Raw genomic sequence first — 17,634 nt, forward strand, 5'->3', positions numbered from 1 at the left:
AGTCGCTACCCCGTCCGAGGCGACCGATCGAACCGATCGCCGCCTCGTCCGAGACACCGACCGACTGATCGCCGCCTCATCGGAGACAACCACCCGGACCAGTCGCCACCTCACCGGAGACAACCGCCTCGCCTTGACCTCACCGGCCATCTGCCCGGGCGTGGAGCGCGGTGCGGTCGAAGTGCCGCTCCGCGCCCTACCTCGCCCGGGCGAATGCCGTGTGCGGTGGCCCCGCGCTGCTCAGACAGCCAGACTTGCGGGCTCTTTGCGGGCTCAGGCCCGAGCCTCAGACTCGGGCCTCAGCTCTGCTCTCAGGCCTGCTTCTCGGTCTCGTCGCCGGCCTCAGCCTCGGGAGCGGCGCTCTCCTCAGCAGCAGCCTCGGGGGCAGCAGCCTCCGGAGCAACCTCAGCCTCAGCCTCAGCCTCGGGAGCCGCAACCTCAGCCTCGGGAGCAACCTCAGCCTCAGGGGCCGCAGCCTCAGCCTCAGCCTCGGGAGCCGCGGTCTCAGCGGCGGCCTGCTCGCCAGTGCCCTGCTCGATGAGCTCGCGCTCCCACTCGGCCAGCGGCTCGGCGGCGGCCGGCTTCTCGTCGCCACGAGCGGCGCCGGAGCGAGCCATCAGACCGGCGGCGACACCATCGGCGACGACCCTGGTCAGCAGGCCGACGGCGCGGATGGCGTCGTCGTTGCCCGGGATCGGGTAGTCGACCTCGTCAGGGTCGCAGTTGGTGTCGAGGATCGCGACGACAGGGATGCCAAGCTTCTTGGCCTCGCTGATCGCGATGTGCTCCTTCTTCGTGTCGACGATCCACACCGCGCTGGGCACGCGGCCCATGTCGCGGATGCCGCCGAGCGTGCGCTCGAGCTTGTCCTTCTCACGCCGGCGCATGAGGAGCTCCTTCTTGGTGAGCCCCGAGGCGGCGACGTTGTCGAAGTCGAGCTCCTCGAGCTCCTTCAGGCGCTGAAGCCTCTTGTGCACGGTGGAGAAGTTGGTGAGCATGCCACCCAGCCAACGCTGGTTGACGTACGGCATGCCAACGCGAGCGGCCTGCTCGGCGATGGCCTCCTGGGCCTGCTTCTTGGTGCCGATGAAAAGGATCGTGCCGCCGTGGGCGACGGTCTCCTTGACGAAGTCGTAGGCACGGTCGATGAACGACAGCGACTTCTGCAGGTCGATGATGTAAATGCCGTTGCGCTCGGTGAAGATGAAGCGCTTCATCTTCGGGTTCCAGCGCCGGGTCTGGTGCCCGAAGTGAACGCCGCTCTCGAGCAGCTGTCGCATGGTGACGACGGGGGCCATGTGCTGGTCCTCCAGGTCTTGGCGCCCTGCGGATGGGCGCGGTTCTCGGTTGTGCCGCGGCAGCGCGTTGTCTACCGCCCTGATGCCCCGAAACCGCTCCCGCCGGGCACAAGGCCCGGACCGATGGCGCGGTCCGCAATGGGGCATGCGAAGTCGGCCTGTGTCACAGGCCATCGAAAAGTCTACCTCCCACGCCGCCCCGGCCTGACCGTCTACGGTCAATCGGACATTCCGCCCGTCTGCCATCCCCCAAGCCCAGCGGCCCCAAGCCCAGCCACCCCGCCGCTTGACCCGCCCCGACCCACCTGCCGGACCCGCATCCGCGCTGAACCAACAGCCCCGCGGCCCGCCCCCCGGACCCCCGTACACACTCAACCAACAGCCCCGCGGCCCGCCCCCCGGACCCGCACTCAACCAACCACCCTCAGCCCATCCCGGACCCACGTCCCCGCTCAACCAACCACCCTGCGGCCATCCCCGGACCCACGTCCCCGCTCAACCAACCACCCTGCGGCCCGACCCCCCAGACTCGCATCCGCACTCAACCAACTACCTCATGCCCCCGACACCCGAACCTGCGTCCGCGTCGACCAACTCATCCACCCGAACGCCTCACCCTCCAGCGGAACTCCCCTCGCCAAAGGGCTCGCCCCCTCGGAAGGCCCAACCGTCGCACCACCCCTCGAACGGCTCGTTTACCGGCGGCCCCAGACAACTCCCAGGCGCCTCCCCAGGCAACCCACCACCCCACCCCCCGTCAGCCGGCTTCCCCCGGGCGGCTCAACTGCCTATTCGACGCGCAAGGCAGCCCCCGAGCCGAAAGGCCAGCATCACAACCCTCCTCAATCAGCCCGCATCGTGATCTTCGGTCGGCAACCCCGGCACCGGCCGCGCAACAGTCGGAAAGAGATTGATCTGCGCCTCAGCCATCCTGGCCCCACTCGGCGCCGCCTCCGCGCTCCGATGCCGCGCGAAATAGGGCTCGATCAGCTTCTCAATCGCGTCGTTGAGCTGCACCATCTCCTCAGCGTCAATCCTGATCCGGTGCCGGCTGAAGCGGGCGGCATCCCGCCATTCCGGAAGCTCCCTGTCGACATTGGACAGGGCCAGGTCCGCCTGCTCGTTCGCCTCCCGGCGAATCGCCGCCATCAACGAGACCTTGGCATCGCGCACGTCCGGCTGATCCTCGGGCTGCACCCCAACCCGGATCGGCACGTTCACGGACTGCCACAGCCGCTCCCTGCCATCCCCACGAGGCGGCGCGTCTTCGACGAATCCATACTTCGCCAGCATCCGCAGGTGATAGCTGGCCGCACTGGGCGTGATCCCCGCGATCTCCGCCACCTCCGTAGCGGTGGCACTGTCCTGGGTCCCCAGCCGGTCAAGAATCATCAGCCTCGCCGGGTGAGCCAGCGCCCGCATCGCCTTGGGGTCATCGAGCCAGTTGCCATCCCGCGTCATGTGCCAACGGTACCCGTCATCCGATATGAAGTGTTGCCTTCATAACTATGAAGGGATATCTTCATAGTTATGAAGCGTTCCTTTCACAACCGCCGGACCACGTCCAACCCACCTTCGGCCGCCCCGTCACCCTCCACCCACAGCACCCCTTCCGAAGCCTTCAGCCACGAGCCCGACCACCCGGTCGAGGCCTTCACCACAGCAGATCCTCAGCCGACCCCCCTCCGAAAGCAGCGCGACTACCGCTTGCTCTGGTCAGCCCGCACGATCTCGGTCACCGGCTCAGAGGTCTCCAAGCTCGCCATCCCCCTGACCGCGATCACCCTGTTGACCGCCTCTCCGTCCCAGATGGGATTGCTGACCGCGGCCGCCTCCGTGCCCGCCCTCTTGTTCGGTCTCCAGTCGGGCGCCATCGCCGACCGGCTCATCCGGCACCGCCCCCTGATGATCGCTTGCGAACTCGTCTCCTGCGCAGCCGCCGCGACAGTCCCCATTGCCTGGCTCCTCGGCCTCCTGAACGTTGCCTGGCTGATCATCGTGGCCCTGGTGATCGGCACAGCCGGAGTGCTGTTCAGAGCGGCCAACTTCCCTCACCTGGCAGCCGTCGTCCCCCCTGTACAGCGCACGGAGGCGATAGCCGGTTTCCACGCCTCCTACTCGGTAGCGTCCGTCAGCGGCCCCGGCCTGGCCGGCCTCCTGGTCCAGGTGCTCACCGCCCCGCTGGCCGTACTGGCGGAGGCGCTGTCGTTCCTGACCTCTGCCCTGTTGCTCCGTACGATCCGAACCCCCGAGAAGAACGAGCCAGCCGTCTCCCGGGGCATGTGGCGCGACGTCGTAGAAGGATTGAAGGCCAGCGTCACCCACCCCGTTCTCCGCGCGTTGCTGGGCGCAGGGGTAACGATCAATTTCTTCGCATCGGCGTACACGGCCGTCTACATGCTCTACATGGTGAACACGCTCAACATCCCCAAAGGCCTGATCGGCGTCCTCATCGCCCTGGGCGGCGCAGGCGGCCTGCTGGGCGCCTGGGTCACGTCCCGCCTGTCCAAGCGCTACGGCGAGAACCGCATCCTGCTCATCTCAGTGATCTTCTTCCCCGTGGAGATCCTCGCGGTGGGCCTGATCACCGGCCCTCTCTGGTGGAAGCTCTCCCTGCTCGCCCTCACCGGAACGATCACCGGCGCCGTCGTCGTAGCCTTCGCCACCTGCATGGGTGCCATCAATCTTCGCGAAACCTCCCCAGACCTCCGCGGCCGGGTGAACTCCACCATGACTTTCGCAGTCCAAGGCGTCCTGGCTCTCGGCAGCCTCGCAGGCGGCGTACTGGCCGAGTTCCTGGGCCTGCGCTCGGTAATCCTCATCTGCGCACTGGGCGTGGCCACGAGCGCAATCTGGATCTGGACCTCGCCCCTACGCCCAAACCGCCGCCCCACCACGCCGCCCCGAGAAGTCGCCGCCACCCACTCGGCTAAAGCACATTCCCTGAACGATTTGATCAACGTCAAGCGCCACGCCACGGTCTAACGCAACCGATCAGAAGCCACCCACACCCGCCACCAACCAGACTCAAGCGACACACAAATGTCCGAGAAACACGCAGCTGAAGCAGAGCGATACGCACTCCATAATGCCGGACCCGAACCCCCACCCAGCCCACCGCCGACCCCCTTATCCACAGGTCATGCACACAGCCCCTCCTCCCTCCACAGAATCCCGTTCACCACCCCGAGCCCCAACCCACCTCGGCCAAACTCGCGCCATGCACTCCCCCACCACCCCCAAGCCAACAGGCCTTCTACCCCCCTCTCGCCACACACCAGCCCGAACCACCCGCTCCCCTCACCACCAGCTTTCCGCAGCCGCCACCAAGGCCACCGCGGCAATAAGCCCAGAGTCCGCACACCCAACCCCACGCTCAATCCCCCCCCCCCCCCCCGCACCCTCAAAAGCCGTGACCACCACGGTCACCACCATCACGATCCTGCTCACCCCGATCCTGACCCTCACCGCCTCGGCTTTCGCCGTCCTGATCCTCGCCATCCCCACGCCCAGCGCAAGGGCCTCACCCGCGACCTGGCGCTGGCCGCTGGAAGGACAGCCGCGCATCCTCCGCCGGTTCACCCCGCCCCCGGAGCCCTGGCTCGCCGGCCACCGCGGCATCGACCTTGCCGCTCCCACCGCCACCACGGTCGTGTCCGCAGGCCAGGGCACAGTCCACTTCGCCGGCCCCGTGGCAGGCAAGGGCGTAGTCACCATCGACCATCCAGACGGCCTCCGCACGACCTACCTCCCGGTCGCAGCGTCCGTACGCCGAGGTCAGCCGGTCGCCCAAGGAGCCAAGCTGGGAGTCATAGAAGCCTCAGCTGAGCATTGCCAGGAGTCGTGTCTGCACTGGGGCCTGCTCCGCGACACCCTCTACCTAGACCCTCTGCTGCTCCTGGCCCGCGCCCGCATCCGCCTCCTCCCCTTCTGGCCGACGAGCACCACGAACACGTCGGACGCCCTCACCACCCGCGCGAGATCCCCTCTCACCACCGCTGACGCAAAATCTCCCGCGCTCCCCCAGACAGCCCTTCCCGGCACCCCCTCCCCGAGACTTCCCGCCCTCCCTCGCACAAGATCCATAGGACTCCCGCCCCACCAGCCCCTCGAACCCACGCCACCCGAGCCACCGTCCCAGGCCGCCGCAACCAACGCACCGTTCCTGACCCGCTCGGCCTCAACACCCACGGCCCCCGCCCTCGGCCTCGGCACCCTGCTAGGAACGACCCTCCTGATCCTTGTCCTCGCCCGACGTCGACGACGGCGCACCAGAACGAGTCAGGCCCCACCCCGAACAGGCCAGCACCGCAAACAGAGCCGCAGAAGAACCCGTAAACGCCGACCTACGTCCTCACCACCACCGTGGTAACCCATCGCCCAGCCCACGCCACCAGACCGCCCACCCGCCGCCCGACCACGCACCAACACCACCCACCGCAGAAGCGACCGCCCCGCGAGCCACCCACCGCACGAGCCATCCACCGTAGGAGCCCTTCACCGCACGAGCCCTTCACCGTAGGAGCCCGCCCCACAGGGAACGCTTCACCTGCAGAATTCCACTCGGCAGGAAACGCGTCACCGCAGAACCTCACCCGCCAGGAACGCTTCACCGAACAGACGGCTCAGCGCTCGATCGAACTTCACCGCGAGTCCCTGAACCAAGTTCAACCACCCATCTCTCGTGGACAGCATCCTCACCAGCCAAGAAGCTGCACCGAATCACCCTGGCCAGGCATGAGAAGAACGCCATTAGCCCGAGCTCTGCGGGGGCTGTCAAAGCCGGTAGACAGACCAGGGCACCGCCCTTGGCATCCAGCGACCGAGCCCCGAATCCCCGAACCCACCGTCGTACCAGCTCCTGCGTCATCGTCACCTGCCGGACCTCGCCCTGGCCTGCCCGAACCTGGCTGTTTGCACCGCAACGGCAACAGCAACATCAGTGCCGGCCCCGGCGTCATCGCCCCAGGGAGCGAGCACTTGGCCTCAGACCGTCTGCGGCCCGGCGGCTGGGGCTTTCGGCCACCACACCAGCAGGTGCATCGGGCAAGAGGTCACGCCCGGGGATGCGCCTGCCGATACGCGGCGCGGAGGCGCTCGATCGAGACGTGTGTATAGATCTGCGTGGTGTTCAAGGACGCATGGCCAAGCAGTTCCTGGACGCTGCGTAGATCCGCACCGCCCTCCAGCAGGTGAGTGGCCGCGGTGTGGCGCAACCCGTGCGGGCCCATGTCCGGCACTCCCTCCACCTGCGCCAGGCGCGCGTGTACCACTCGCCGGACGGTCCCCGCATCGATGCGGCCCCCGCGTACCCCCAGGAACAGCGCCGATCCCGAGCCCGCGCGCATCCACAGTGGCCGCCCATGGATGCACCACCTGTCCAGCGCTCGAAGGGCAGGCAGGCCGAACGGGACCGAACGCTCCTTACGCCCCTTGCCCAGGACCCGGATGACGTGCCGCTCCCGGTCAACGTCGTCGACGTCCAGCGAACACAGCTCGCTCACCCGCACACCTGTGGCATAGAGCAATTCGAGCAGGGCTTGATCACGCAGTTCTTTGGGCTCCCCCTCCGAAGGCGCATCCAGCACGGCCTGCGCCTGTTGCTGATCAAGTACGGCGGGCAGTGGACGAGGGGCCTTGGCACTTCCGAGCAGCAGCCCGGGGTTTGTCGGCAGCCAGCCGCGGCGATGGCAGTATGCGGTGAAGGTGCGAGCGCACGCGGTTCTGCGCGCCAGCGTGGCGCGGGACTTACCTGCCCCGTGCTGTTCGGCCAGCCACTCCCTCAGCGTTGCGATATCAAGCACTTCGAGCTGCCCGTCCAGATGGTCGAGCAGGGCGTTGACGTCAGATAGGTAGGCCCGGACCGTATGCGAAGAGAGATCGCGTTCGAGCCGGAGGTATCGCCCGAAGTCAGCCACTACCCCGTCTCTGTCCACAACGGCATTCTCGTCCACTCTCAAATATTCGCGCATGTCCGCCCTCTTGGTCGGGTCTGAGGCTTCCGCCGGCGCCGCATACTGGTCTCGCTTGTCCGGGTCTCGGCCTTCCATCACGGCTGTGTACATGCCCAGCTTCAGATCTTGTCCCGCCACCGCGCACTGGTCCAGGTCCCGGCCCTGCCGGACGACCGAGCGCTGGTCCGGGTCGTGGTCCAAGCACCGGCCCAGCTGCCCCACGACGGCGCACTGATCCGGGCTCGGGCCTCATCCCGCAACCGCGTACCAGTCCAGGCACCCGCCCCTGCTCCATGACCGTGCGCTGGTCCAGGTCGTGATCCAGGCCGCAGCCCTGCCCGACGACCGAGCGCTGGTCCGGATCGGGGCCATGCCTCGCAACCGCATACCAGCCCAGACTTGGGCCTTGCCCCGCAAACCGCGTACCGGTCCTGAGGTCGGGTCTTGCGCCGCTGAGGCGTCTGTGAACCAAGGTTTCGGTACGGAGGAGAGCGGTTGCGGGCGAGGCCCAAGCCCGGCCCAATGCGCGTGGTCGTGGGGCAGGACCAGGGCCTGGACCGTTACTCGGTTGCGGGAGGAGGCTCGAGCCCGGGCTGGTACGCGGTTGCGCCGCACCTGGGATCTCCACCATCCGCCCAAGTCTGACGCCTCGGGTGAAACGACGAGACTCGATCTGGCCTGCCTCTTTGGGTTCGGTCTTCGCCTCGCTGGTTATGCTCACGAAAATGCCCGAGCTTCGCTCTGACCGCTCGCTGCGTGGGTTGTGCGCTCGTACGGTGATCAGTCTCTGTACGCAGGGGCAGTTGAGCCGGCCTGGTCCGGGAGGTCGTCGTCCGGGAACGGGGGGTCTTGGGTGGGATCGACGTCTTCCCTCACGGGCGGAGGCTCCAGCACGGCGGATTCAGCGGCCCTTGGGTAGGAGGCTCGCTGTTTGCGGAGGCACCAGCCCTTCGCAGCTCGTTCTATGTAGCCGGCGGCGGCCAGGCCGCCCAGTGCGCTGAGCGTGGCATCGAGGCCCACGCCTGCCGCGACCGCGATCGAGGCAGGGCCGGCGCCTCCCCGGGCGGGGATCGCGTCTAGGACCCTCCTGGTCGGTTCGTTGAGCTTGTCTCGGGGCACCGCCGGGGATCGGGAATGCGAAGCCAGGTCGTCGCCTAGGACGCCGACGAGGTCGATCATTTCCTCTGGTGAGGTGATGCAGACTGCTTTGCGTTCGCGGAGAAGCTTGTGGCAGCCGGCTGACATGCCTGAGGTGACCGGGCCGGGGACCGCCCCAAGGTGCCTGTTCAGGGTCAGGGCGTGGGTGGCCGTGTTGAGGGCGCCGCTGCGTAGGGCGGCTTCGACTACCACGGTGCCTCGCGACAGGGCGGCTATCAGGCGGTTTCTTATGAGGAAGCGGGCTCGCGTGGGGTGGACGCCGGGTGGGCACTCGCTGATCACCAAGCCCTGCTCTCTGATCTCGGCGAAGAGCGTGTCGTGCCCGCTCGGGTAGCAGACGTCCACGCCGCAGGCCAGGACCGCCACCGTTGGCGAATCGGCGACCAGCGCTCCTCGGTGCGCCGCGCCGTCCACGCCGAACGCGCCTCCCGAGACAACGGTCCAGCCTGACTCACTGAGGCCGACGCCGAACTCGGCTGCGGCATGCACGCCATACGCCGTTGCGGCGCGGGCACCCACTACCGCCACGGACTTGAGGCAGGCGAAGCGGAGGTCTGCCGTGCCGTGAAGCCACAATCCGAGAGGGCGGCTCGTGCCTAGCTGGTTGAGTTGGCTGGGCCATTCGGGGGTGTCGGGGATGATGAGCCTGGCTCCGGATCTTTCTCCGGCCTCTAGATCTGCGGCTGGGTTGGCGGCCGATAGGCGGGCGTGCCAGGCATTCAGGCGGGCGGTCAGGTCCCGTGGGCGATCCTCCTGGTCTTCCGTGAGTTGGACGTCTGGAGGCAGGGTCCGGGTGCGGATCGCCTCGACTACCCAGGGGGCGCCATGTTGCGCGACAAGATGGCCCATGATCGTGTCGCCTACGTCGGCGGCTCTCATGAGAGCGGCTCTGGCCTCGCGGTCGGCGCTGGTCGACACAGTGACCGTGGAAGCCGTAGGAGCTGTAGGAGCTGCGTGGGTCACGCCTTCTTGGACTTGAGCTCGGGCTTGGGTCCGGCCTGGGGCTTGCGCTTGGCCTTGGGAGTGGCCTGGCGCCTGGGCTTGGACTTGGGATTGAGCTTGGGATTGAGCTCGGACGCAGGCTTGGCCTTGAGCTTCGGGTTCGGGTTCGGGTTCGGGTTCGGGTTCGGGTTCGGGTTCGGGTTCGGGTTCGGGTTCGGGTTCGGCTGGAGCTGTGCTGGAAGTGCTGCTGGTGTCTCGTCGGGGTGTACGGGCGGCGCTCGTTCCGGCTGTTGCGGCTGGATCGGCAGCGCTCTTTCCGACAGGTGCCGCTTCAGCAAGGTCGGTTCTGTCCGGTTCGGAGTCACCGGAGGTCGTCGGTCCTGGAGTTGCGCTGGCGGAGCCGGCGGTGGTGGTTGTACGGGTGCTGGGTGGCCCTCCGTGCGAGGCGGCGGTGGGTACGTCGTTGCTTGGGGGAGTGCATGGGGCTGTGACGTTTCCAGGTGTGCCGATGTCGCCAAAGCGGGCGAGACTTTGCGGTGGCCGCGCTGCTGATGCTCCCGGCGGTGCTGGCTTTCGTTCTTCCGTGAGTGCGCTCGTGGCGGCTGACGGCGGCGGTGCTGGCGTGGTCGCGCTGATCGTTGGTCGACTCTCGTCTGCTCCTGTAGGCGAGGTGGCGGTTGCGGGCGGGCGAATTGAGGCTTCTGCGGGTGGTGCCAGCGCAGAGGTCTTGGTGTGCGGGATGAATGGAGTCGATCTAGTGAGCCATTTGCCTGAGGGCAGGTCTTCCCGGGTCGATCGGGTGGTTGGGGCTGCTGGGGGCGTACCTCTGGGCGGGCTGGGTGAGGTTGACCAGGCGAGCCGACTGGGTGGGGGCGTGCTTGTGGGTGGGTTCGGTCGGGTGGGTGGGCTGGGCATGAGTGCTCCTGGAGGTGGGGTCGGCGTCCTTTGTGGGTGGGGTATTGGTTCTTGGTGGATGAGGGAGGGGAAGCGTTACGACTCCACTCCGAGCCAGAAGCTGAGGGCCGCAGTCGTCTCCTCTTCTCCTGGGCCGTCTTTGTCGGCCAGGTCGGCGAGGGTCCAGGCGACGCGCACGACGCGGTCGAGGCCGCGGGCGCTGAGGGCTCCCGAGTCGAGGCAGGACGTTGTGGGTTTCATCGCCGCGGCGGAAGGGCGGTAGTCGGAGTGGAGGAGCGAGGAGGGGATCTCGGCATTCGTCCGCCAAGAAGTTCCGGCCAGGCGCTTGGCCGCTCGCTCCCGGGCTACGAGAACGCGTTCGGCCACGGTCTTGCTGGTCTCCACGAACTGGCGGTCGGCCATGAGCTCGCGTCTGGACGAACGTGCCACGGTGACCTTCATGTCCACCCGGTCGAGGAGCGGGCCTGAGAGTCTGCCCAGATAGCGCCGCCTGACCGTGGGGGAACACCTGCAGGTGTCCCCCTGGTCCTCGGCTCGGGCGCATGGGCAGGGGTTCGCCGCCATGATGAGCATGAATCTGGCGGGGAACGTGACCGAGCCGGCCGATCTGGACACGGTCACGCGGCCGGACTCCAGCGGCTGTCTCAGCGAGTCGAGCACATGGCGGGGGAACTCTGGGGCTTCGTCCATGAAGAGGACGCCTCTGTGGGCGAGCGAGACCGCCCCCGGGCGGACGATCGTGCTGCCGCCGCCGATGATCGCGGCGGCCGTCGCGGTGTGGTGTGGGCTGACGAACGGTGGCCTGCTCATCATCGGAGCGTTGGACGGGAGCGCGCCCGCGACCGAGTGGATGGCCGTGACCTCCAGGGCATGGTCGAGCTCCAGGTCAGGCAGGAGGGTGGGGAGGCGTTCGGCCAGCAAGGTCTTTCCGGTGCCAGGAGGCCCGAGCATCCACAGGTTGTGGCCGCCCGCCGCGCAGACCTCCAGGGCTCGGCGGGCGACCGGCTGGCCCACGACGTCCGCCAGGTCGAGCATGGGGTCGACGGTGGATCTCGGTGGCTCTTCGTATGCCTCGACCTGGGGCTCCGGTGGATCGTCTCCCTTGCGCAGCCACTCGACCAGCTGGCGCAGGTGCGCCACGGGGACCACTCGTACGTCCGGAACCAGGACTGCCTCCGCCGAGTTCGCGGCTGGGACGACGACTGTGGTGTCTCCGTGTTTGGCAGCGCCGAGGATGGACGGGAGAACGCCGCGCACGGGTCTTATCCGGCCGTCGAGGCCGAGCTCGCCCAGGAAGAACAGCTCCGCGACGCGCTCGGCGGGCACCACTCCTGCGGCGCCCAGGATGGCGACGGCTATGGCCAGGTCGAATTGGGAGCCGCGTTTGGGCAGGCTGGCGGGGAAGAGGCTGACGATGATGCGGGCGTCCGGCCAGGGATAATTGCTGTTGACCATGGCGGATCTCACCCGGTCGCGGGCCTCGCTGAGCGCTGTGTCCGGGAGGCCGATGAGGTGGATGCCCGCCAGGCCGTTTCCCACGTCGGCCTCCACCTCGACCGTGCGGCCCGTGACGCCTACCAGGGCCACGCTCCGGGTGCGGGCCACCGCCATCTAGACCGCCCCCCGTACGTGGCGCAGGGCGAAGTCTCCGGCGAAACGTTCGAGCGCGATCACGTCCACCCGCACGGTGTCGAACGTGCGCGGCTGCGTGGCCAGCCATCTGGCGGCGAGCATCCGGAGTCTGGCGAGCTTGGCCGGGCTTACGGACTCCAGAGCTGTGCCGTGGGATCTGCCCGAGCGGGTTTTGACCTCGACGACGATCAGATTGGGGCCTTCTTCGGCGATGATGTCGATTTCGCCGTGGCGGCAGCGCCAGTTGCGGTCGATGATCTTCATTCCCTCGGCCTCCAGGTAGGTCACTGCTACCTGTTCGCCTTGTTTGCCTAGCTCGCGATCGTGCTTTGCGGCCATGGGCGGCCACCTCCGTCCGGTACAGGTCCGGGGTTGACCTTCGCGGATGAGGGGTGCTGGAGGAGGGGCCGAACGTCGTTCTGGGGATTGTGGGGGGAGGTTACTGGCAGGTTGTGGATGAGCAAGCGGCCGGGGGTTGCGATGGTGCGCGCCCGAGGGGTCACTACTGATGGCATTCGGGCGGGCGGGTGATGGCGGTGCCGACGCTGTTGGTGGAGGCATTCAGGGGGCTGGGTGGTGCGGCGGAGCTGATGGCGGTGCCGACGGTGGAGGCACTGGGTGGGGGTGCTGCAGTCGAGGTGCTGGGGCTGCGCTTGGGCTGGCGGAGAGGCAGTAGGGCTGGCGCTGGGTTACGCCTTGCGGCTATTGGGTGCGCAGCGCTGGGGGTCCCGTGCCCGCCGGTGTCGGTGACGTCCTCAGTCCAGGCCCTGCGGGACCATGGCCCCCGCCTGTGGGTTTCTGACCGCCAGCCAGGGGTCCTGACCTTGCCGCCGGGGGCCTGACCTCGCAGGGGCCGATGCCTGACCTTGCAGGGGCCGATGCCTGACCTCGCAGGGGCCGATGCCTGACCTTGCAGATCTGGAGCCTCGCCCTGAGGGCCGCACAGGTCCTGCGGCGGGCCGGCGCATGGCCTTGCGGGGCGGCCGCATCGCCAGCAATGGCCGTGATCCCCGCCCGTGGCCGTGATCGTTTGACAACGGCCATGCCAGCTGGGGTTGAGACGGAGCGCGGGCTGATGGCTGAGGGGTGCGGGGCGGCGGCGGCCGGCGGGCGCAAGGCTCCGCAAGCCAAGCCGACGGACGCAAGGCTCCGCAAGCCATATGAACCCGCAGCCCCATGGCCCCGATAACCCCATGCCCGATAACCGGGCCTATCCGGAGAAGCCCTCCTTAGGCATCTCCAGGTCCGCCTTGGCCAGCTCCTCCACGTTCACGTCCTTGAACGTGACCACCCGCACATTCTTCACGAACCGTGCAGGCCGATACATGTCCCACACCCAAGCGTCCTGCATCTTCACGTCGAAGAAGACATCACCGTTCTCCGCCGTCCGGACGTCGAGATCGACCGAGTTGGTCAGATAGAAGCGCCGCTCAGTCTCCACCACATACGTGAACAACCCGACGACATCGCGGTATTCGCGGTAAAGCTGCAGCTCCATCTCGGTTTCGTACTTTTCGAGATCCTCTGCGCTCATCGCGGTCCTCCTGTCGTACCGGTCCCCCGGTTCGCCTGGTCAGGCAACCCCGGCCCCCATTTCATTCTCACCCATCTCCCTCGCCACCGTGACGAAGGAGTAACGGTGATCAGGACATGGCCCGTGCGTTTCCAGCGCCAGCCGGTGTCCTGGTGTGACATACCCCTTGTGCTCAGCGAAGCCGTACTGCGGGAAGCGCACGTCCAGCGCGACCATCAGGCGATCCCTCGTCACCTTGGCCACGATCGACGCCGCCGCCATGCACGCGGCCACCTGGTCCCCCTTCCACACGGCCAGCGACGGCGCCGGGAGGCCCGGCACCGGGAAGCCGTCGGTCAAGATGTACTCCGGGTCACAGGGCAACTGTGCGACAGCTCGCCGCATTCCTGAAACGTTGCACTTGTGAAGACCTTTGGCGTCGATCTCCCCAGGCGGGATGATGACGATACCCACGTGGGAGACGCGCATGATCTGGTCGTAGAGACGCTCACGCACCGCCGGTGAGAGCACCTTCGAGTCGCCGAGCCCGTCGAGCTGCTTGCGCAGGACGACGGCCGCGACCACGAGCGGCCCCGCGCAGGCGCCACGGCCTGCCTCGTCGACGCCCGCGATAGGGGTGAGGCCGCGGCGGGCCAGCGCCCGCTCGTAGGCGTAGAGACCGGAATCGCGACGGACGACACTCGGTCGAGGGCGGAACGCATCTGTCATGACAGAGGCAGCGTACGCCCCATTCGCCGCAACCCGCGACTGAAAGAACCCTCTACTTGACCTTGTCGAAAATGTCGGGACGGGAGAAGAGATAGCCCCGGGAGAGCGGCCAGTAACGGACGACGGCCTTGCCGATCACCGCGTCCACCGAGATGAAGCCGCCACCGGGCTCCTCCATGTGGGCCCGGGAGTCGGCCGAGGCGGTGCGGTGGTCGCCCATCAGCCAGATCTTCCCGGCGGGCACCGTGACGTCGAACTTATCGCCGGAAGCGAAATCGCCGGGGAAGAGGTAGGACTTCTCCTCCAGGGCCGTGCCGTTGACGGTGATGCGCTTCTTGGAGTCGCAGCACACCACCTTGTCGCCGCCCACGCCGATGACCCGCTTGATGGTGTCCTCGCCGTTCCAGCCCTTGAACACCACGATGTCGCCGCGCTCAGGCGCGCCCGCCAGCTTGTTGACGAACACCCGGTCGTTGACCAGCAGAGTGTTCTCCATCGACACGGACGGGATGTAGAACGAGCCCACGACGAACGCCTGCAGCAGCAAGGCGATGCCCACGCCGAGGATCAGCAGCAGGACCGTCTCGCGGAAGCCGCCCTTCTTCTTCTCTTTCCCCACGCGATCCGCCTTCTTGGTGACGGCCATCAACGCCTCCTCCCCAGCCAGCGCCGACGAACCAGGACCAAGGGTACGGCGAGCCCGAACCCGGCGACCAGCGGCACGGCCCCGCCGAGTGCCTGGAGACCGGGCTGCGCGAAGGTGTCGGGGATGTCGAGCGAGGAGGCCCGGTTGAACGGCCAGACGATCACGAACGCCCGTCCGATGACCTGACCTTCGGGAATGGAGCCGCCACCGGGGTCACCGGTGTGGGAGCGGGAGTCGAGCGACACCGAGCGGTGGTCGCCCATCACCCACAGTCGTCCTTGCGGCACGGTGATGTCGAAGAACTTGTCGGAGGGCACGTTGCCCGGATAGAGGTAGCTCTCCTCGTCGATGGCCGTGCCGTTGACGGTGATGCGGCCCTTGGAGTCGCAGCACTTGACGTGGTCGCCACCGACCCCGATGACCCGCTTGATGTAGTCCTTCTCGCCGGGCACGACACCGAACGCGGTGCCGACCCACCTGAAGAACCCCGCCACCGGATTGGACGGCTCCTCCATCTGGAACTCGCCGTCCCAGGAGTCGACGCCGGAGAAGACCACCACGTCCCCGCGCTCGATGTCGCGCATGTGGTAGACGAGCTTGTTGACCAGGACCCTGTCGTTCTTCAGCAGGGTGTTCTCCATCGACTCCGACGGAATGTAGAAGGCCTGGACCACAAACGTTTTGATGATCAGGGCCAGCACGAGGGCGACGACGACAAGAACGGGAAGCTCTTTCCAGAACGACCCTTTCTTCTCATTCTTTCCGCCCTTTGCCGGCTTCTGAGTCTCTTCGGCGACCACGTCCACCTCGTCCTCGACAGGGCGGCGCGCCGCGCCGTTCTCCTGGCTCTCGCTAGTCATCGCTGACGAGCCTAGATGATGGAGCGGCTCGACAAGCCTCGACCGACGTTACACCCATGCATGAGTCGCTCCGCATAAAGGAAACGCCCTGTAAAGCCGAAAGGCCCGCGCCGGGGCACGGGCCAAACGGAAAAACCAGCGGCTACTTGCCGACCGTCATGTCACGCTTCTCGCGGATACGGGCGGCCTTGCCGCGCAGGTCGCGCATGTAGTAGAGCTTGGCGCGGCGCACGTCGCCACGGGTCACGAGAACGATCTTCTCGATGATCGGGCTGTGCACGGGGAAGGTACGCTCGACGCCCACGCCGTAGCTGACCTTACGGACGGTGAAGGTCTCGCGAGCGCCGCTGCCCTGCCTGCGCAGCACGAAGCCCTTGAAGACCTGGACGCGGGAGCGGTTGCCTTCGACGACTCGTACGTGAACCTCGAGCGTGTCACCGGGGCGGAAATCCGGCACGTCGCTGCGCAGGGTCGCTTTCTCGAGCTCCTGGATCTTCGTGTGCATGAGAGCTGTCCTCAAGTCCTCGCGAGCACGCGGAGGTCCACCCGGCCGAAGCTCGCGGCGGACGCGCTTGCTGATTTGATGACCCGGGACCATTACCCGGGCATGACTGACCAACCGTGTGACGGTTACCAGCGATTCAGTTTGCCATATCTTCCGGCCCGGCGCGAAACGAGAGCTCGTCGAGGAGCTTCCTGTCGTGCTTGTCGAGGCTCGCGGGGTCGAGCGCCGCCGCCAGCTCCGGCCTGTTCCTGACCGTACGCCGCAGCGCCTCGTCCCGCCGCCACCGGGCGACCTTGCCGTGATGCCCGGACAGCAGCACGGCGGGCACCTCACGGCCGCGCCAGACGGGCGGCTTGGTGTAGACGGGGCCCTCGACCAGGTTCTGCATGGACCCGGGGGCGAAGGAGTCGTCCACGGCCGACTGCGCGTTGCCGAGCACGCCCGGCAGCAGCCTGCCGATGGCCTCCACCATCACCAGCACCGCCACCTCGCCGCCGGCCAGCACGTAGTCGCCGATGCCGACCTCGTCCACCCGCAGCCGCCCGGCGTACTCGTCCATGACGCGCGAGTCGATGCCCTCGTAGCGCCCGCACGCGAACAGCAGCCACGGCTCCGCGGCCAGCTCCTGCGCGAGCTCCTGGGTGAAGGGCCGCCCGCTCGGCGTCGGGACGATCAGGCGCGGCGAGCCGTCCCCGGCCACCGCGTCGATGGCCTCGCCCCAGACCTCCGGCTTCATGACCATGCCGGGCCCGCCGCCGTAAGGGGTGTCGTCCACGGTCCTGTGCACGTCGTGGGCCCAGTCGCGCAACTGGTGCACGCGTACGTCGAGCGTGCCCCGCTCACGAGCCTTGCCGATCAGCGAGACGTCGAGCGGCGCGAAGTATTCGGGGAAGATCGAGACGATGTCGAGCCGCATCACAGCAGGCCTTCTGGCGGGTCGACGACCAGCCGCCCGCCCGCCACGTCGACCTCGGGCACCAGGGCCTTGACGAACGGGATGAGAGCCTCCTCCGCCCCGCTCCTGCGGACCACGAGGAGATCCTGACCGTGGTGCAGAACGTTGGTGACCTCGCCCACGGGCTCGCCCGCGGTGGTCTCCACCGCCAGGCCGATGAGCTGATGGTCGTGGAACTCGTCGGGGTCGTCCGACGGCGTGACCTCGGACGAGTCGATGACCAGCATGGTGCCCCGCAGCTCGTCCGCCACGTCTCTGTCGGCGATCCCGGCGAAGGACACCAGCAACATGCCCTTGTGCCAGCGACGGCTCTCGATGAGGAGCGGACCTCTGTCCGCGGGGTCCGTCGCGAGCGCCGTGCCGACGGCGAAGCGCAGCTCGGGTTCGTCGGTGCGCACCTCCACGGTCACGTCGCCGCGTACTCCGTGTGGACGGCCTATCCGGCCGACGACCAGCTGCACGTGAACCTGCCCTTTCTAAACGCGAGCGCCCCCACCGGACAGAAGCCGATGAGGGCGCGCAAACCT

General features: G+C 67.5%; 16 protein-coding genes. 2 read left to right on the top strand and 14 right to left on the bottom strand.

Annotated elements, in window-relative coordinates; translation table 11 throughout:
• Window positions 1-311 precede the first annotated feature (311 nt).
• Together rpsB and ABEA43_RS44815 are read right to left on the bottom strand one after the other, a co-directional pair.
• Window positions 312-1,298, bottom strand: a complete 987-nt coding sequence (rpsB, locus tag ABEA43_RS44810; RefSeq protein ID WP_345572102.1) for a 30S ribosomal protein S2 — start codon at window positions 1,296-1,298, stop codon at window positions 312-314.
• Between the two features lie 846 nt (window positions 1,299-2,144).
• A complete protein-coding gene (locus ABEA43_RS44815; protein ID WP_345572104.1) occupies window positions 2,145-2,759 on the bottom strand; it encodes an ArsR/SmtB family transcription factor in 615 nt (204 codons plus the stop codon).
• Window positions 2,760-2,828: 69 nt separating this feature from the next.
• Between ABEA43_RS44815 and ABEA43_RS44820 the strand changes: the two genes are divergently transcribed.
• Both ABEA43_RS44820 and ABEA43_RS68320 read left to right on the top strand, forming a co-directional pair.
• The gene (locus ABEA43_RS44820; RefSeq protein ID WP_345572106.1) at window positions 2,829-4,283 is read left to right on the top strand and encodes an MFS transporter; all 1,455 of its coding nucleotides are present in this window, start codon (window positions 2,829-2,831) and stop codon (window positions 4,281-4,283) included.
• A 235-nt stretch (window positions 4,284-4,518) separates the two neighbouring features.
• Entirely contained in the window at window positions 4,519-5,670 is a 1,152-nt protein-coding gene (locus ABEA43_RS68320) for a M23 family metallopeptidase (protein WP_425570488.1), read from the top strand.
• Between the two features lie 682 nt (window positions 5,671-6,352).
• Here ABEA43_RS68320 and ABEA43_RS44825 read toward each other — a convergent pair.
• From ABEA43_RS44825 to rimM, 12 genes are all read right to left on the bottom strand, one after another.
• Entirely contained in the window at window positions 6,353-7,453 is a 1,101-nt protein-coding gene (locus ABEA43_RS44825; RefSeq protein ID WP_345572108.1) for a tyrosine recombinase XerC, read from the bottom strand.
• A 579-nt stretch (window positions 7,454-8,032) separates the two neighbouring features.
• Window positions 8,033-9,328, bottom strand: coding sequence for a DNA-processing protein DprA (dprA, locus tag ABEA43_RS44830; protein ID WP_345572110.1), 1,296 nt, complete (start codon window positions 9,326-9,328; stop codon window positions 8,033-8,035).
• Window positions 9,329-9,369: 41 nt separating this feature from the next.
• The gene (locus ABEA43_RS44835) at window positions 9,370-9,690 is read right to left on the bottom strand and encodes a hypothetical protein (RefSeq protein WP_345572112.1); all 321 of its coding nucleotides are present in this window, start codon (window positions 9,688-9,690) and stop codon (window positions 9,370-9,372) included.
• A 652-nt stretch (window positions 9,691-10,342) separates the two neighbouring features.
• A complete protein-coding gene (locus tag ABEA43_RS44840) occupies window positions 10,343-11,878 on the bottom strand; it encodes a YifB family Mg chelatase-like AAA ATPase (RefSeq protein ID WP_345572113.1) in 1,536 nt (511 codons plus the stop codon).
• Window positions 11,879-12,238, bottom strand: a complete 360-nt coding sequence (locus ABEA43_RS44845; RefSeq protein WP_345572115.1) for a YraN family protein — start codon at window positions 12,236-12,238, stop codon at window positions 11,879-11,881. It abuts the gene before it with no gap.
• Window positions 12,239-13,109: 871 nt separating this feature from the next.
• Entirely contained in the window at window positions 13,110-13,433 is a 324-nt protein-coding gene (locus ABEA43_RS44850) for a DUF2469 domain-containing protein (protein WP_026215037.1), read from the bottom strand.
• A gap of 39 nt (window positions 13,434-13,472) precedes the next feature.
• Window positions 13,473-14,141 carry a ribonuclease HII gene (locus ABEA43_RS44855; protein ID WP_345572117.1) on the bottom strand — a complete coding sequence of 223 codons (669 nt, stop codon included), beginning with the start codon at window positions 14,139-14,141 and terminating at the stop codon, window positions 13,473-13,475.
• A gap of 52 nt (window positions 14,142-14,193) precedes the next feature.
• Entirely contained in the window at window positions 14,194-14,787 is a 594-nt protein-coding gene (lepB, locus tag ABEA43_RS44860; protein WP_345572119.1) for a signal peptidase I, read from the bottom strand.
• Window positions 14,787-15,647: a signal peptidase I gene (gene lepB, locus ABEA43_RS44865; protein WP_345572121.1), complete on the bottom strand. Its 861-nt coding sequence runs from the start codon at window positions 15,645-15,647 to the stop codon at window positions 14,787-14,789. The genes lepB (ABEA43_RS44860) and lepB (ABEA43_RS44865) overlap by 1 nt, the downstream gene beginning before the upstream one ends.
• A gap of 142 nt (window positions 15,648-15,789) precedes the next feature.
• The gene (gene rplS, locus ABEA43_RS44870; RefSeq protein ID WP_345572123.1) at window positions 15,790-16,152 is read right to left on the bottom strand and encodes a 50S ribosomal protein L19; all 363 of its coding nucleotides are present in this window, start codon (window positions 16,150-16,152) and stop codon (window positions 15,790-15,792) included.
• 136 nt (window positions 16,153-16,288) lie between these two features.
• The gene (gene trmD, locus ABEA43_RS44875) at window positions 16,289-17,068 is read right to left on the bottom strand and encodes a tRNA (guanosine(37)-N1)-methyltransferase TrmD (protein ID WP_345572232.1); all 780 of its coding nucleotides are present in this window, start codon (window positions 17,066-17,068) and stop codon (window positions 16,289-16,291) included.
• A complete protein-coding gene (gene rimM / locus ABEA43_RS44880; RefSeq protein WP_345572125.1) occupies window positions 17,068-17,568 on the bottom strand; it encodes a ribosome maturation factor RimM in 501 nt (166 codons plus the stop codon). Before rimM ends, trmD begins: the two co-directional genes overlap by 1 nt.
• Window positions 17,569-17,634: the final 66 nt, after the last annotated feature.

The organism is Nonomuraea rosea, from assembly GCF_039539705.1.
GTDB classification, from domain to species: domain Bacteria; phylum Actinomycetota; class Actinomycetes; order Streptosporangiales; family Streptosporangiaceae; genus Nonomuraea; species Nonomuraea rosea.

Excerpts from the sequence above, each read along its gene's own strand:
- rpsB (WP_345572102.1), bottom strand. The coding sequence starts at position 1,298 with ATGGCCCCCGTCGTCACCATGCGACAGCTGCTCGAGAGCGGCGTTCAC.
- ABEA43_RS44815 (WP_345572104.1), bottom strand. The coding sequence starts at position 2,759 with ATGACGCGGGATGGCAACTGGCTCGATGACCCCAAGGCGATGCGGGCG.
- ABEA43_RS44820 (WP_345572106.1), top strand. The coding sequence starts at position 2,829 with ATGAAGCGTTCCTTTCACAACCGCCGGACCACGTCCAACCCACCTTCG.
- ABEA43_RS68320 (WP_425570488.1), top strand. The coding sequence starts at position 4,519 with ATGCACTCCCCCACCACCCCCAAGCCAACAGGCCTTCTACCCCCCTCT.
- ABEA43_RS44840 (WP_345572113.1), bottom strand. The coding sequence starts at position 11,878 with ATGGCGGTGGCCCGCACCCGGAGCGTGGCCCTGGTAGGCGTCACGGGC.
- ABEA43_RS44845 (WP_345572115.1), bottom strand. The coding sequence starts at position 12,238 with ATGGCCGCAAAGCACGATCGCGAGCTAGGCAAACAAGGCGAACAGGTA.
- ABEA43_RS44850 (WP_026215037.1), bottom strand. The coding sequence starts at position 13,433 with ATGAGCGCAGAGGATCTCGAAAAGTACGAAACCGAGATGGAGCTGCAG.
- ABEA43_RS44855 (WP_345572117.1), bottom strand. The coding sequence starts at position 14,141 with ATGACAGATGCGTTCCGCCCTCGACCGAGTGTCGTCCGTCGCGATTCC.
- lepB (WP_345572119.1), bottom strand. The coding sequence starts at position 14,787 with ATGGCCGTCACCAAGAAGGCGGATCGCGTGGGGAAAGAGAAGAAGAAG.
- lepB (WP_345572121.1), bottom strand. The coding sequence starts at position 15,647 with ATGACTAGCGAGAGCCAGGAGAACGGCGCGGCGCGCCGCCCTGTCGAG.
- rplS (WP_345572123.1), bottom strand. The coding sequence starts at position 16,152 with ATGCACACGAAGATCCAGGAGCTCGAGAAAGCGACCCTGCGCAGCGAC.
- trmD (WP_345572232.1), bottom strand. The coding sequence starts at position 17,068 with ATGCGGCTCGACATCGTCTCGATCTTCCCCGAATACTTCGCGCCGCTC.